The sequence below is a fragment of the Robertmurraya mangrovi genome, assembly GCF_034427655.1.
GTDB lineage: Bacteria > Bacillota > Bacilli > Bacillales > Cytobacillaceae > Robertmurraya_A > Robertmurraya_A mangrovi.
Window position 1 is genome coordinate 94,602 of record NZ_JAXOFX010000014.1, and the last position, 15,737, is coordinate 110,338.

Sequence of the window (15,737 nt, forward strand, 5' to 3'; positions counted from 1 at the left end):
GATTTACTGATTAGAATATGATTTGTGAAATAGTTCACAAATTAGATAAAGATTGTTGAAGAAATTATGAACAATAAAGCTAGCTGTTCATCTTTTAATAAGTGTATATTCAACCGTGTATAAAGAATAAAAAATATGTTAAAATGTTTAGTAGTTTATCTGTATTAATCCTCTATCATCCTCTTAAAATCATTCCCCGGAAAGGAGCTCGTCTTTTTGTTTAATAAAGCTCAAGAACTACTTCAATCTTATTTTGGTTATTCTGCATTTCGCCCAGGTCAAGAGCAGGTGATTCGTTCCATACTTGATGGAGAAAACATGATTGCGATTATGCCGACAGGTGGAGGGAAGTCTATCTGTTATCAAATCCCAGCTCTTATGCTTCCAGGAACAACCATTGTTATTTCACCGCTAATTTCATTAATGAAAGACCAAGTGGATACACTAATTCAACTTGGGATTCCTGCAACCTATATTAACAGTTCCATTAGTATTGTTGAAGCTAGAGAACGGATGGAAGAGGCGAAGCTAGGAGAATATAAGCTTTTATATATTGCTCCTGAACGATTAGATTCACGTGAGTTCCTTCAAGATTTACAAAGTATACCCATATCGCTTTTAGCAGTGGATGAAGCTCACTGTATTTCCCAATGGGGGCATGATTTTAGGCCGAGCTATCTTAACATTATGAGATTGGTTAACTATTTACCTGAAAGACCGATTGTAGTGGGATTAACAGCCACAGCCACTCCAAAGGTTCGAGAAGATATTGGTCGGTCCCTACAGATAGAAGAAGGAAATATGGTTATTACGGGGTTTGAAAGAAAAAATCTCTCTTTCTCTTCTATTAAAGGTCAAGATAGACTCAAATATTTAACCAGCTATATTAAAAAGAACCCGTTAGAAGCTGGAATTATTTATGCTGCCACTAGGAAAACGGTAGATCAGTTATATGAGACATTAAAAAAGGCAAATATTAATGTTGCTCGTTATCATGCAGGTATGAGCGATGTGGATAGAAGCATCGAACAGGAACGTTTCTTACAAGACGACGCAACCGTAATGGTAGCAACTTCTGCTTTTGGTATGGGAATAGATAAATCGAACATCCGCTATGTTATTCATTTTCAGCTGCCGAAAAATATGGAGAACTATTATCAAGAAGCTGGACGTGCAGGGAGAGACGGGTTGGATAGTGAATGTATCCTTCTATACTCTTCTCAGGATGTACAAATACAGAGATTTTTAATTGAGCAGTCAAGCGAACGAGAGAGAATGGCACAAGAGTTAGAAAAGCTTCAATTAATGGTTGATTACTGCCATACAGAAGAATGTTTACAAGCTTATGTATTAAAGTATTTTGGAGAAACCGAGGTTGAGGCTTGTGGACGTTGTGGAAACTGTACAGACTCCAGGTCAAGTGTTGACGTTACAAAAGAAGCCCAAATGGTTTTGTCTTGTATAATTCGAATGGGGCAAAGGTTTGGTAAGTCTTTCGTTGCACAAGTGTTGACCGGTTCTAAAAATAAGAAAATCATTGAATTTGGCTTCCAAACACTTCCGACCTATAACATTTTAAAGGATAAAAGTTCAAAGGATGTTAGTGACTTCATTGAATTTTTAATATCGCAAGAAGTGGTTGCTGTTAAACATGGTACTTTTCCAACGATTTACGTTACTGCAAAAGGAAAGGACATTCTGCTTGGTAAGGACATACTTCTTAGAAAAGAAGCAGTTGAAACGAAACAGGTGTCAAAAGGAGATCCGTTATTTGAAGTACTAAGATCTTTAAGAAAAGAAATTGCTGACAGGGAAAAAGTTCCGCCATTTGTTATTTTCTCTGATAGCTCTTTAATGGATATGTGTGCGAAAATCCCGCAAAATGAAGATGAATTTTTAATGGTTAACGGAGTGGGGGAGAACAAGCTCAAAAAATATGGCCAAGCCTTTATGGATGAAATTGTTCGATACTGTGAGGCACATCCAGAACGGGAACCAATCCTTGAAACTAGTGCTACACCTAAATCAAAACCTAAAAAGAAGACTGTTACTGACTCTCATTTAGAAACATATAAATATCATCAGGAAAAATTAACTGTCCTAGAGATTTCTAGTAAACGTGATTTAGCTTTATCCACTGTCGAGAATCATTTACTTCAATGTTCCCAACAAGGGATGGAGTTGGACTTTTCAATTCTGCTAAACGAGGATGAAAGGTCGGCAATAGAAAAGGCAATTAACGAAGCAGGTAGAGATAAGTTGAAGCCAATTAAAGAGCTTCTTCCAGATCATATCTCTTACTTTCAGATAAAAATATATTTAATCATGACAAAGGTCAGTTCTCCTTTAGTAAACTAAAGGGGGACTGACCCTTTTATATGCTTTTTCCGGGGGAAGGTAAAAGCATGATTTATTTTACTTTTTTAAATGCGGTTCAGTTCCAACACTTACAATTTTGTATTCCATTTCATCTGTTTGTTGAATTAAGAAAAACATTTGGTTTTCACCAGGTTTTAACGAGCCTTTGTAGTCTTTCTTTAGCTCAACATAGAACTTAACTGCAAACTCTACCTGAGCTGTTTCACGGCCTACTTCTTTCATATCAATATATCTTAATTTATTTATACCCTTTTTAAATTCATCTACATTTAAGTTAACATTTAGTAATTGATCTTTTGAAATATCACTATTAATTAATAGGTTGTATATGAATAAATAGGCTGGATTAATATTTCCAGGTATATCTAAATCTAGGTAAGGAGGCTTGCTAATTTTCCAGTCTGCACCAACCTTTTGAATCTCAACAATGTAGGCGGATTTAACTCCTAAATCTCCAACAGGTACTACTACTCTATAAAATTTTGTATTATTATTTTCTTTTACAAACTCTGCTTTTGTTTTCTTCCATAACAGTAACGAGCCCCCGTCAGCATCTGGTTGAGCTAGCTTACCATTGTGAACGATAATTTTATTATCTTTAATAAATTTCTCAGCCTCACTTTGTGTAAGTGATTGTTTGAGTAATGTTAAGAGTTCATTCATTGTATCGATATCACTTGCTAAGTAACGGTAATAAGTATTCTGATAATAGAAAGATTGATATTCACCTTCCTTATAACTTCCGCCACTTTGGACATACATTTTAGTTGTTATCCAATCTGCTACTAACTTTTCCACTTTTTCATTTGTCAAGGTAAAGGAGTGATCCAATGTAGGAATGTTACTAATTCTATAGTCTCTTCCTACTTTTTGAAGCCCCACTAAGTAAATTTCCTTTTCATCCGTATCTCCAACTGGAACGACAAGACGATAGTGAAGGGTGTTTTTACTCGTTTTTACATAGGTAGCACTTGCCTTACTCCAGTCTAGTAAAGACCCGCCATCTGCTTCAATTTGTGCCAATTTTCCTTTGTGCACAATAATACCTGAGGTTTTAATAAACTTTTCAGCTTCTTTTGAAGTTAATGTTTTTTTCAATAAAGTTAAAAGTTCCTTCTTTGTATCAATATTTCTTGCTAAATATCGATACGTTTTTCCCTTATACTGAAAAGATTTGTATTCGCCTTCTTTATAATTTCCTCCACCTTGAACATAGTTAGCTGTTTTTGCCCAGTTAGCTGCTAATTTAACAACTTGCTGAGATGTTAATGCATGCTTAACAGATGCTAACTCGTATTTCTGTTCTTGTACTCTAGCATAACTATTATTTGTCATAATAGGTGAGGCCAATAAAGTAACAGCTAATCCAGCAATCATTAATTTATTCATTTTTTTCATCAACTTATCCTCCAGCAATTCATTTTGTTATCTGCTTCACATCATTATCATAGTCGTTTGTGAATAGGAAAAAGTTACAAAAAGGTTAAAAAAAGGTAGAGGTTTGGTTAAAGTGTGTCCTGGAGAATATTAGTAAGATTTGTGAAAATATGATAAACTTAAATGAGAATTATTTTCAATTAAGTTTATGGGAGTGAATCTTATTGGAGGCATATGCTCAGAAATTAATAATGTTAAAAAAACACAAAATTACATATAGGGATAAAAAAGTAATACAAACAAAGACAGATACCTGGAGTTTTATCATTGAAGGTAGTGGATCAATCGTGGTTAATGGTAAAAAGTATATAGTAACTGAGAGTGATAGCTTACTATTTCGAACAGGAACCGATATACAAATATTTGTGGATGAGGGTCAAGATTTAGATCTATACCTTCTTCAACCACCTGATGAAGCTCCGAAAGAAATACTAAAAGTCTTTGACATCGAAAAATTAACACTAAAATCTAATTCAAAGATATTTATTTTATTAAAAAAGTTGGAAACGAAATTTAAATGTAATACAGCGAGTGACTATTTTAAGCAACAATCCTTATTCTATGAAATATTATCTCTTTTATATGAAGAGTATGAACAATATACAGAGATGGATTTAACGGGGATTAAAAAATCCGTTGCCTATATGGAGAGACATTTTGACGAAGGGATTTATGTTGGTCAGTTGTCCGAGATTGCTGGGATGACACCTAGCTCGTACTCCCGAGCTTTTAAAAAAATGACAGGTCAAACCCCTTCAGAATATTTGACATTATTAAGAATCAATCATGCAAAAGATTTACTGAATTCATTATCACTAAAAGAAGTTGCGAATACAGTTGGATTTCAAGATGAGTTTTATTTTAGTCGAGTCTTTAAAAAGAAAGAGGGAGTGTCACCAACCATTTATATGAAACAAAATGGTGAAAGAATAGCGGTTGTTAGTCAGATGTTTTTACAAGATCATCTACTTTCACTAGGAATTCAACCAGTTGTAGCCCCTAGCTATCCGCATTTACTTGGAACAAAGACTGGCTTTCCAAGTTATTTGAGTAATAGATTAAAAGGGACAAAAGCATTGAATGTAGAGAATGAGATTAATTTAGATGATATTTTACAGGTACGTCCTGATTTAATTTTAAAAATGGATTTGCACTCTGACCAAGAGGTACATTCCATAAAAGAATCGAGCATTGTGCATTTAAAACATTTACCTTCATGGGAAGAGTACTTAATGCAGCTTGCTACTCTAACTAAGAGGGAAACTGAGGCCGAGCGGACCATTTATTCCATGAAAAGAATAGAGAAAGAAGCGAAAGATGCCTTATTACCTTTTACTAGGAAAGGAAAGTGGGCCATTGTGTGGGTTCGTGAAAATGATATTAGACTTTATGGAAGATCAGGACACGCCCTTAATGACTTGTTTTTCTCAAATTTGGGCTTTAACGTTGCTGATGAAATTACACATGAAGGTTATAAATGTAATGCTCTTAGTGAATTAATAAGGATTAATCCAGAAAGAATTTTGTTTTTATGGAGTTCACCGGCAACTGTCAAAAGGGCCCTAAAAATGGACTCAGCATGGAAAGAGCTACGAGCTGTTAAAGAAAATCAGATCTATTGCCCAGCGAGTATCGAATGGGATCCCTGGGGTCCAATCGGAAGAGAACATATGATTAGAGAAAGTATCTCTTTCTTTAGGAAAATAGAATAGGAAAAAGGAGTCCATGAAAAATGATAAATATGTTCATAGCCTGATCTTTTTTTTACTCTTATAATGAGAATGAATTTCATTATTGATTGATAAATAATAAATTCAAATCAAAAATAGAGGAGATAGGTCAATGTTTATGAAGAAAAAGTGGGGTATGACCCTATTAATACTTACCATTTTTGCAACTATATTAACGGGTTGTGGTGGAAAAGATACCGCAGCACCCGAAAATGCTGTTAAAACAGAACAAGCTAAGAAAGAAGATAAAACAACTCAGGAACAAACTCGTGTGATTGAACATGCAATGGGCAAAACAGAGATTAAAGGTACACCTCAAAAAGTAGTTGTTTTAACAAATGAAAGTACAGAAGCGGTACTAGAGCTTGGGGTTATCCCTGTTGGAGCTGTTAAATCAGGTGTAGGAGAAACGTGGTTCCCTCATATTTTAGAAGAAATGAAAAATGTACCGGAACTAGGAGAAGAATCCCTCCCTAACTTAGAGGCAATCGCAAATCTTAAACCTGATTTGATTTTTGGAAATAAAGTTAGACATGAAGAAATTTATACTCAATTATCAGATATAGCTCCCACTGTTTTTTCAGAGGATTTAGCAGGTAGATGGAAAGAAAACTTTACTCTTTATGCGAAGGCATTAAATAAAGAAACTGAAGGTAAAGAAGCCATGAGCAAATATGATGCACATGTTGAGAAAGTGAAGACAAATCTATCTGATCAATTAACGATGGAAATCTCAATCGTTCGATTCTTACCAACCACGGTTCGAATTTATCAAAAAGATACATTTGCCGGTACTATTCTAAGTGACGTCGGATTTGCTAGACCAGCATCTCAGGATGTTGATAACTTTATGGAAGTTATCACGGAGGAGCAAATGGGCAGTATGGATGGAGATGTAATGTTTTATTTTAACGCAGATTATGATGCAGAAAAGGGTGGAACGAAAATGCAAGAAGAATGGATGACTCACCCACTTTATCAAAAGCTAAATGTGGCTAAGAACAATAAGGCGTTTAAAGTGGATGAAATTATCTGGAACTTATCAGGTGGTATCAAATCTGCGAATCTATTATTAGATGACATTACTTCAAATATGGAGAATTTAAAATAACTTTCAATAACTTTAAAGAGGAAGGGGGAGCTCTTCCTTTTTTACTTTATAAGTGTAAGCTTCTTGAAGTTAGACAACTGTCTAGCTCCAGCGCCCAGCGACTAGTGTACTTCGCTCCTCTCCCTACGATAAGTCAACATCGAATCGCTTACGCTTTTCGTGTTTCCTTTATCTCAGTCGAGGCGCTCCAGTCCATACGTCGCTAACCGTGGCGCTTGCGCTTTTCTAATATCCATAAAAGGAGGATAGGAATGAAAGAATTGAAATGGGATGTAATGCTGGAAACATTTTATATATCAAATCGAAATCAGCAGCATAATTTGATGGATTTTTCCTTGCCTGAATTGCTTACTAAAGAAGTGAGTAGTGAGTTCCTGAACATTTACGGACAAGGTATAAAAGCTACCAATCAGAACGTTACTGCACTGTATATAGCAGGATGGCTAGGTTATTTATGGGGCGGCCTCCATTATCTTTATACCCATGACAGAAAAATAGAGGTAAATGATATAAGAATTCAAGTTTATCAAAAACCGAAAAACAAATGTTGGATTAACTTTTATTTTGAAGAGTATAAAGTGGCTGCTCATTCAGATTTAGGAACGGAAGCAGAGGGATTTTGCCGGCAATACTTAACGCCTATTATGACAGAATTAGCCGATGTAACCACTGAATCCCTCTTAAATTTATGGCACCAAGTATATCATAGTCTATATTGGGTTGAACATCGTATCAAGCGTGTATCGATATCAAAAGAATTGGAAGAATCGTTTCTAAAAGGAATAGAGAAACTCCTGAAAGATACACATCCCTCACTATTTAACCTAAAGATCCATCCTTTCCAAAAAAAGTTGAAATTTGTTGATAATCCATGGGATAAAAGTGACCCCTTACCTCTGAAGCCTTCATGTTGCTTAGCCTATCAAACGGAAGATCAGCATAAATGTTATACGTGTCCTAGAATGAAACCAGAAGTGCGAGAGGCAAAGAAACTTATAATACTAAATAGAGGAGTATAAATGAAGGCTAATCCAAAACGGGTTAGCCTTATGTTTTTAATTTTTCTTCATATCCTTCTGAGTGATCTCACTTCGAATATCTGTTTCTTTATTAAATTCAGTGTCCTGTTTTAGATTGTTTGGATATTTATTTTGTCTTTCACGGTTGTCATTTTTATTAGTCATAGTAATTTCCTCCTTTCAAAAGTGATATGTCCAAGAGACCCGAGGGTCCCTTGGAAGAATCAACTTTAGATTCCCTGTTGATCCCTAAGGTGTTGTTCTGCCAGTGCAACAAGGCGTTTCGTCATTTCGCCACCGACTGAACCGTTTGCTCGTGCGGTCGTTTCAGCACCAAGTTGAACTCCAAACTCATTGGCGATTTCTTCCTTCATTTGATTCAACACATCTGCTGAGCCAGGAACCAAAAGTTTGTTTCTTGCCATGATACATCACTCCCGACGAAGTATTTGAGCATAGAAATGCTCAAATTTAACTTAACCGATTAGAGATAAGACGATTCATATTTGGGATAAATGAAATTTCTAGTTTTTTTTTATGCTTTATTATGAAAACATTTAACACTATGATTGTATTGGCTTTGTTTGTCTGATATTTTAGTATTAGAACTAAAGAACTAACTGAAACAGCTTAACATATTGAGAGGAACTCAAGATGAATATACAAGATTCAGCTAATAAACCTAAAATCATATTTATCCTTCTAATATTTTTGTTTGCAGAAATTCTGAGCGAGGCTATTAGTTACATTTTTCCAACAGTGAGCAGCCATCTTGTCCATTTTGTTATATTACTTGGATCAATCGTAATGGTGTTTTTTCTATTAAGGGGAATTGTAAAAACAGGAGAAGAGCTCGAAAGTAGTAAACAAAAGCTAAAAAATATATTCGATACGCTGGATGTAGCTGTATGGTCTCATGATTTAAAGACAAATACATTATTAATTACACCAGGAATTGAAAAATTATATGGTTATCCGAAAGAGGATTTCTACAAAGACCCTACACTTTGGAAAAAAGTTATCCATCCAAAGGATACAGATATACTAACTGAACGATCAAGAAAACTAACACTTGGAGAAATAGTTACAAGTAAATATAGAATTATTCGTCCAGATGGAGAAGTACGTTGGATTCAAGATAGAGGAATACCAACATTAGATAAAAATGGACATTTTGTAGATTTCAGTAGTGTATTATTCGATATTACTGGCCGAATAGAAAGCGAAGACCGTTACAAAACTCTTGTAGAGATGTCCCCCAATATTATTGCCGTTATTAGTGGAAATAAAATTGATTATATTAATGAGACAGGTTGTAAAATGGTTGGAGCATCTAGTCAGGAAGAACTGATTGGAGAATCGATTTGGAGTTTCTTACCTCAAAATCTGATTGATGCAATTAAAAGCAAACAATTAGATACAGATAAAGAGGGTAGAATGAAAATTGAATTTGCAGTGAAAAGGTTAGACCGAAAAGGAATCGATGTGGAACTTACCGCCATGCCTATCTTATATGAAGGAAGACCGGCATACCAAATTGTAGGGAAGGACATAACGGAAAGAAAGAAAGCAGAAAAAACAATAGAAGTGATGGCTTATTATGATGAGCTAACAGGACTTCCCAATCGTCATATGTTTAAAGAACATTTAAGTAAATTATTAAATGAAAGTAAAAATCAAACGTTAGCAGTACTCTTTTTAGATTTAGATCGTTTTAAGATTATAAATGATACAAAGGGTCATTCAATTGGCGATGTTTTATTACAAAAGGTAGCCGACAGATTAAAGAAAGCGGTAAATAATAATGGAATGGTTTCCCGTCGAGGCGGAGATGAGTTTATTATTTTACTAGATCATGTTGATAAGCAAAGAGTAATAGAAATCTCACAATGTATATTAGATGAATTCTCTTATTCTTTTAACTTAAATCAGCAAGAGTTTTTTGTAACACCTAGTATTGGAATTAGTTTGTATCCTTCGCATGGGGAAGATGTAGAAACATTAATTAAACATGCTGATACGGCTATGTACTTGGCAAAGGAATCAGGTAAAAACACCTTCCAATTCTATACTGCTCATTTACAAGAACGTTCTTCACGGAAAATGGAGCTTGAAAATGGATTAAGAAAGGCATTGGAACAAAACCAATTATTGCTGCATTATCAACCACAAGTGGATTTACAGTCAGGTGAAATCATCGGAGTTGAGGCATTGGTTCGTTGGATACATAAGGAGCATGGTTTTATATCACCTGCTGAATTCATTCCTCTTGCCGAAGAAACTGGACTGATCGTTCCTTTAGGGAAATGGGTGTTAAAAGAGGCTTGTTCACAAATGAAATCTTGGCACGATCAAGGCTTTGCTAAGATTCCGATTGCTGTAAACATTTCTGTTAGACAAATTCAAGATGATCATTTTGTGGATTCAGTTAAGAGAACATTAAAAGAAGTTGGTTTGGAACCTACCTATTTAGAGTTAGAAATTACAGAAAGCGTCATGCAAAACATTGAGAAGTCTACTTTAATTTTAAAGCAATTAAAAGAGCTAGGGCTAAAAGTATCCATTGATGATTTTGGTACAGGTTACTCTTCACTTAGTTATCTAAAGCATTTACCAATTGATAATATTAAAATAGATAAATCGTTTGTTGATGATATTATTTATCATATTAATCAAGGAGTCATGGTTAAGACCATTATTGATATGGGGATTAATCTTGGTTTTAATGTAATTGCAGAAGGCATTGAGACAAAAGAGCAAGTGAATTTTTTAAAGGAAAATGCTTGTATGGTTGGACAAGGGTATTTCTTTAGCAGGCCACTAACGGCGGATAAATTAGAGGAACTTTTTAAATCAGGTCAAATGACGGTAGTATAAATGTTAAGGGGCTGTCCAAATAGTCAGTAATATGACTCTTTGAACAGCCCTTATTTTTTGTTTTAGCCGTTTAAAATAAGTCTGTTGATTTCCGTTCCAGGCACTTCGCTTTCCGCGGGGCGGGCGGTGAGCCTCCTCGTCGCAAGCTCCTGTGGGGTCTCACCTGTCCCGCTGCTCCCGCAGGAGTCTTCGTGCCTTCCACTCCAATCAACAGGTGCTCAATATAAAGAAGGAACTATCAAGAGTATTTTTAAATAAATCATAGGGACCTTTTCGGACAGCCCCTTAAAACTTATTTGCTTTCAAATAAGCGAGTAATTTCAATGATAACGTTTGTGGCTTTTTCCATATTTTCTACAGAGATGAATTCATATTTACCGTGGAAGTTCTCGCCACCTGTGAAGATGTTTGGTGTTGGAAGTCCCATATAAGATAGTTGTGATCCATCTGTACCGCCACGAATCGGTTTAATGATTGGCTTAATATCTAGGTTGGTCATTGCTTCATAAGCGATATCAACAATCTCTTTTACCGGCTCAATTTTTTCCTTCATGTTGTAGTACTGGTCATTCAACTCTAGTTTGACACTGCCCGCACCGTAAATTTCCTGAAGTTCGTTAGCGATATTCTGCATCGTCACTTTACGATTTTGAAAGCTTTCTTTATCAAAATCTCTAATGATATAGGAGAGCTTCGTTTGTTCTACGTCACCTTCGAACGAACCTAAATGATAGAAGCCTTCATAGCCTTCTGTAAATTCAGGTGCCTCTTCTGCAGGTAATCTTCTGTTGAATTCCATTGCGATTTTAGTGGAGTTCACCATTTTCCCTTTAGCTGTTCCAGGGTGAATGTTCGTTCCTTTAAAAGTTAACTTAGCGGAAGCAGCGTTAAAGCTCTCGTATTCAAGTTCTCCTAATTCCCCGCCATCAACCGTATAGGCATATTTAGCTCCAAAAGCGTCAACGTCAAATTTATGTGGCCCTCTGCCAATTTCTTCGTCAGGAGTAAAAGCTACTCTGATTTTTCCATGTTTAATTTCCGGATGCTTAATCAAATAGGCCATTGCTGTCATAATTTCTGTGATTCCAGCTTTATTGTCCGCACCTAATAGAGTGGTTCCGTCTGTTGTAATTAAAGTATGTCCGATGTAGTTTTTTAGCTTAGGAAAAGCATTTGGTGAAAAAATCACTTCTTCATTTAATGGAATATCATTTCCGTCATAGTTTTCTACGATTTGTGGATTTACATTATGGCCAGTGAAATCAGTTGCTGTGTCTAAGTGAGCTAAAAATCCGATTGTTGGCACATCTTTTTCCGTATTAGAAGGAAGGGTAGCCATTACATACCCGTTTTCGTCCATTGTTACATCTTCCATGCCAATGGCGTTTAACTCATCCACTAACATTTTAGCTAAAGTTAATTGCCCAGGTGTAGAAGGACAAGTTGTACTTTCTTCATTTGATTGCGTATCTACTTTTGCATATCTAGTTAATCTTTCAATAAGTTCGTGTTTCATTTTTGTCATCTCCTTTAATTTTGAGGGTTGTTTAAATGATCACTTTTATAGGCTATGTATGGGTTAAATAGTGGAAATATTCGAAAAGTGACTTGTAAGTCTATTTTAACATTTTTTATTAGAAAAGACATTTTTTTTGTAGTGTTAAAAGTATTGCAATTTTTTTCTGTAATGATGTGACATGTGTCATATGACATTCATGACACAATCAACTAATCCAATATATTCCTCTAACTTATAATGAAGATACAAACGTTGGAGGTGGAAGTGATGAAAGAAATCGTTTCACTAAAGGAAGTAAAGAAAACTTTTAAAAATAAAAATGCTGTGGATTCTGTGTCATTTTCAATAAAAAAGGGAGAAATCGTTGCTATTTTAGGACCGAATGGAGCAGGGAAGACAACGACTATTTTAATGATGCTTGGACTTTTAGAGCCTACAAGCGGGAAGGTTCAATTGTTTGGTCACAATCCTAAAGAAAAAGAGATACGTGAAAAAATCGGTGCGATGCTTCAGGAAGTAAGTGTTATTGATCGGCTGAAGGTGAGTGAAGTAATTCAGTTGTTTAGAAGCTATTATCCTAAACCAATGGACTACGATGAGCTTGTATCACTAACAGGTTTTACACCCGATGAACTGAAAAAAAGAGCAGATAAACTTTCTGGAGGGCAAACAAGAAGATTGGGATTTGCACTTGCCTTAGCTGGGGATCAGGATTTACTTTTCTTCGATGAGCCAACAGTAGGAATGGATATACAATCGAGAAAGCTGTTTTGGCAGACGGTGCGAACGTTGAAGGAAAGAGGTAAAACGATTGTGTTTACGACTCATTATCTTCAGGAAGCAGATGATATAGCGGAAAGAATCATCTTATTCCACCAAGGAAAAATTGTAGCGGATGGAACACCGGTAGATATCAAGTCTAAGCTCTCAAAGCAATATGTTTCTTTTATACCAAGTGAGGAAATGAGCATTGATGAATTGGAGAATTTCCCTTCTGTTGAAAAAGTATATAAAGAAAACGGTAGAGTGTATGTGATTACAAATGAAACCGATTTAGTCCTTTCCCTACTGTTTGAAAAGAAGTATAAAATCACTCAAATAAAAGTAGAAGAAGGCCGTTTAGATGAAGCATTTGAACAATTAACGGTTAATGTGAAGGAGGCAATTTAAATGAATGCTTTGTGGATGCAGTGTAAAGCTGAAATTATAAGAATTATGAGAAACCCGTATTACGTTTTTTGGTCATTAATGATGCCAATTTTATTTTATGTCATTTTCACTAAAATTTTTAATACGAATGTAGATAATCAAAAAGAGTGGCAAGCTCATTATTTAATGTCCATGACCACGTTTAGTGTAATGGGTTCTGCCATCATGACTTTAGGAATTAGATTAGTGGAGGAAAGAACAAAAGGCTGGTCAATGTTTATGAGAATTACTCCTTTGTCAGACCAAGCTTACTTTTTCGCTAAAATGGTAGGTCAAACGGTGATTCATTTATTTTCAATCATCGTTATCTTCTCAGCTGGAGCCATTATTAATGGGGTTCAACTTACGGCTTTCGAATGGGTAATGAGCGGATTGTGGATTCTTCTTGCATCTGCCCCATTCCTGGCTCTTGGTACGTTAATCGGCACAATGAAAAGAGTAGATACGGCATCTGGAATTAGCAATCTTATTTATATGCTCCTAGCTATATCCGGAGGAATGTGGATGCCGCTTGAGATTATGCCAACATTTGTTCAGGACATTGGCAAGTGGCTGCCTTCATATAATTTGGGTAATGGTGCTTGGGAAATCATCCGTGGGAATGCGCCAGAATTTATGAATGTGGTGATTTTAATAGGATATCTTTTCCTGTTCATGATATTATCAAGTTATATTAGGAGAAAACAGGAAGCAGTGGTGTAAGCATATGAAGAAAAAAGGAATAGAGATATTCCCAAAAAGATTTGGTTTCTTTCCGTATATTTTCCTAGTGTATCTTTGCATGCCTGCTTACTATATTAGTGCACAAGCAGGCTTGAAGATGGCACTAGGTTTTCTTTTATTAGCTTTATTTTTGGTTACTTATCGACAACTATATTTTTCAATGGATAAAAAAGTCTTTACGTATTGGCTTATTCTACAGGTGGCCATTATTCTCGTTCTATCTGTAAGTTATAATCTTTACAATTTGTTCCTTGGCTTTTTCCCAGCTAATTTCATAGGTTGGTATTCGGATAGAAAGAAATTCTCAAAGATACTAGTCCTCTTTGGGCTAGCCATAATATCACCCTTGATATTACAATTGGATAATTTATCCACTCGAGAACTATTTTACTTTATACCCTTTATCATAATTATGTTAATATCTCCCTTTGGTATACGGTCAATGAACAGCCGTATGGAGCTGGAACGGAAATTAGATGAAGCAAATGAACAGATTAAAATGCTTGTAAAAAGAGAAGAAAGAATGCGAATTGCTCGTGACCTTCACGATACTTTAGGTCATACTCTTTCCCTCATTACATTAAAAAGCCAATTAGTAGGTAAATTGGTTTCTAAAGATCCGGATCGAGCGAAAAAAGAGGCTCTAGAAATGGAAAGAACGTCTAGATCCGCATTGGCTCAAGTAAGGGAATTGGTATCTGATATGAGAACGATTACAGTAGCGGAGGAGCTTATTGAAGTAGAACATATTCTAGACGCTGCAGGAATTAGCTATGAATTAAAAGGTGATACTCAAATAGAAAATGTCCCATACCTTACTCAAAATATACTAAGTATGTGTTTAAGAGAAGGTATAACAAATGTAGTTAAGCATAGCGAGGCATCAAAATGTTCTGTGGAAATTAGAAACAGTGCTGGTGAAGTGAACTTGGTTATAGAAGATAACGGTAAGGGGCTAGATCAAAGCCAACAGGACGGCAATGGATTAAAGGGAATGAAAGAAAGGCTCGAGCTAATAGATGGTTCTATGAAACTACAATCTACTCAAGTTACAAGTCTGATTATCAAGGTCCCCGTCATTATGAAGCAAAGAGAGACAGGTGAGGTTTCGTGATTAAAATTATGATTGCAGAAGATCAACGAATGCTAAGAGGAGCACTAGGGTCACTCTTAGATTTGGAAGATGACATTAAAGTAATTGGAGAAGTAGAAAATGGGGAAGAAGCATTAACATTCATTTTAAGAGAAAAGCCAGATGTCTGTTTATTAGACATAGAGATGCCGCTTATGTCGGGACTTGATGTAGTTGAAGAGTTAAATAAACTAGGCTCTGATTGTAAAATTATTATTCTTACCACTTTTGCTAGACCTGGGTACTTTGAGCGTGCTGTGAAGGCCGGTGTTCATGGTTACATGCTAAAAGATGGTTCAAGTGATGAATTAGCCGACACGATTCGTAAAGTGATGAAAGGGAAGCGTGAGTATGCACCGGAATTAGTGTTTGGCAGTATGAAAGATGGGAATCCTTTAACGGATAGAGAGAAAGAAATTTTAAAACTAGCAGCTGAAGGAAAGACAGCAAAGGAAATAGCCTCGGAACTTTTTCTATCACCGGGTACAGTAAGAAATTATATTTCTGAAGTGATTAGTAAGCTTCAGGTGAAAAATCGAATTGAAGCCATTACGATTGCTGAGGAAAAGGGTTGGTTATAGCTAGAAAATTCCGCTTTAAA

Annotated in this window: 13 protein-coding genes; 9 read left to right on the forward strand and 4 right to left on the reverse strand. The window is 35.7% G+C overall.

Translation table 11 applies throughout. From position 1 onward, the window contains the following. The first annotated feature begins 216 nt into the window (after window positions 1-216). On the forward strand, window positions 217-2,358 hold the full coding sequence (recQ, locus tag SM124_RS17790; RefSeq protein WP_322447868.1) for a DNA helicase RecQ: 2,142 nt from the start codon (window positions 217-219) through the stop codon (window positions 2,356-2,358). A gap of 57 nt (window positions 2,359-2,415) precedes the next feature. Here recQ and SM124_RS17795 read toward each other — a convergent pair whose 3' ends face one another. After that, the gene (locus SM124_RS17795; protein WP_322447869.1) at window positions 2,416-3,777 is read right to left on the reverse strand and encodes a DL-endopeptidase inhibitor IseA family protein; all 1,362 of its coding nucleotides are present in this window, start codon (window positions 3,775-3,777) and stop codon (window positions 2,416-2,418) included. A gap of 203 nt (window positions 3,778-3,980) precedes the next feature. Between SM124_RS17795 and SM124_RS17800 the strand changes: the two genes are divergently transcribed. The 3 genes from SM124_RS17800 to SM124_RS17810 all read left to right on the forward strand — a co-directional run bounded on the left by SM124_RS17800 (window position 3,981) and on the right by SM124_RS17810 (window position 7,676). Then, a complete protein-coding gene (locus tag SM124_RS17800) occupies window positions 3,981-5,528 on the forward strand; it encodes a helix-turn-helix domain-containing protein (RefSeq protein ID WP_322447870.1) in 1,548 nt (515 codons plus the stop codon). A 136-nt stretch (window positions 5,529-5,664) separates the two neighbouring features. Then, a complete protein-coding gene (locus tag SM124_RS17805) occupies window positions 5,665-6,657 on the forward strand; it encodes an ABC transporter substrate-binding protein (RefSeq protein ID WP_322447898.1) in 993 nt (330 codons plus the stop codon). A 251-nt stretch (window positions 6,658-6,908) separates the two neighbouring features. After that, entirely contained in the window at window positions 6,909-7,676 is a 768-nt protein-coding gene (locus SM124_RS17810; RefSeq protein WP_322447871.1) for a (2Fe-2S)-binding protein, read from the forward strand. A 36-nt stretch (window positions 7,677-7,712) separates the two neighbouring features. On the opposite strand, the gene SM124_RS17815 is transcribed toward SM124_RS17810, so the two are convergent. Further along, the gene (locus tag SM124_RS17815) at window positions 7,713-7,841 is read right to left on the reverse strand and encodes a hypothetical protein (RefSeq protein ID WP_322447872.1); all 129 of its coding nucleotides are present in this window, start codon (window positions 7,839-7,841) and stop codon (window positions 7,713-7,715) included. Window positions 7,842-7,906: 65 nt separating this feature from the next. After that, a complete protein-coding gene (locus SM124_RS17820; protein ID WP_322447873.1) occupies window positions 7,907-8,101 on the reverse strand; it encodes an alpha/beta-type small acid-soluble spore protein in 195 nt (64 codons plus the stop codon). Between the two features lie 229 nt (window positions 8,102-8,330). Here SM124_RS17820 and SM124_RS17825 point away from each other — a divergent pair, with 229 nt between their 5' ends. Then, window positions 8,331-10,553, forward strand: coding sequence for a sensor domain-containing protein (locus tag SM124_RS17825; protein ID WP_322447874.1), 2,223 nt, complete (start codon window positions 8,331-8,333; stop codon window positions 10,551-10,553). 292 nt (window positions 10,554-10,845) lie between these two features. Here the strand turns inward: SM124_RS17825 and pepT are convergent, their stop codons facing one another. Further along, window positions 10,846-12,069, reverse strand: coding sequence for a peptidase T (pepT, locus tag SM124_RS17830; protein WP_322447875.1), 1,224 nt, complete (start codon window positions 12,067-12,069; stop codon window positions 10,846-10,848). A gap of 270 nt (window positions 12,070-12,339) precedes the next feature. On the opposite strand from pepT, the gene SM124_RS17835 reads away from it, so the two are divergent. From SM124_RS17835 to SM124_RS17850, 4 genes are read left to right on the forward strand one after another with little or no spacing between them, the layout of a single operon-like run. Continuing rightward, complete coding sequence (locus SM124_RS17835; protein WP_322447876.1) at window positions 12,340-13,242, forward strand: ABC transporter ATP-binding protein; 903 nt, start codon at window positions 12,340-12,342, stop codon at window positions 13,240-13,242. After that, the gene (locus tag SM124_RS17840; RefSeq protein WP_322447877.1) at window positions 13,243-13,983 is read left to right on the forward strand and encodes an ABC transporter permease; all 741 of its coding nucleotides are present in this window, start codon (window positions 13,243-13,245) and stop codon (window positions 13,981-13,983) included. 4 nt (window positions 13,984-13,987) lie between these two features. Continuing rightward, a complete protein-coding gene (locus tag SM124_RS17845) occupies window positions 13,988-15,118 on the forward strand; it encodes a sensor histidine kinase (protein ID WP_322447878.1) in 1,131 nt (376 codons plus the stop codon). Beyond that, on the forward strand, window positions 15,115-15,717 hold the full coding sequence (locus SM124_RS17850; protein WP_322447879.1) for a response regulator transcription factor: 603 nt from the start codon (window positions 15,115-15,117) through the stop codon (window positions 15,715-15,717). Before SM124_RS17845 ends, SM124_RS17850 begins: the two co-directional genes overlap by 4 nt. The last annotated feature ends 20 nt before the right edge of the window (window positions 15,718-15,737 follow it).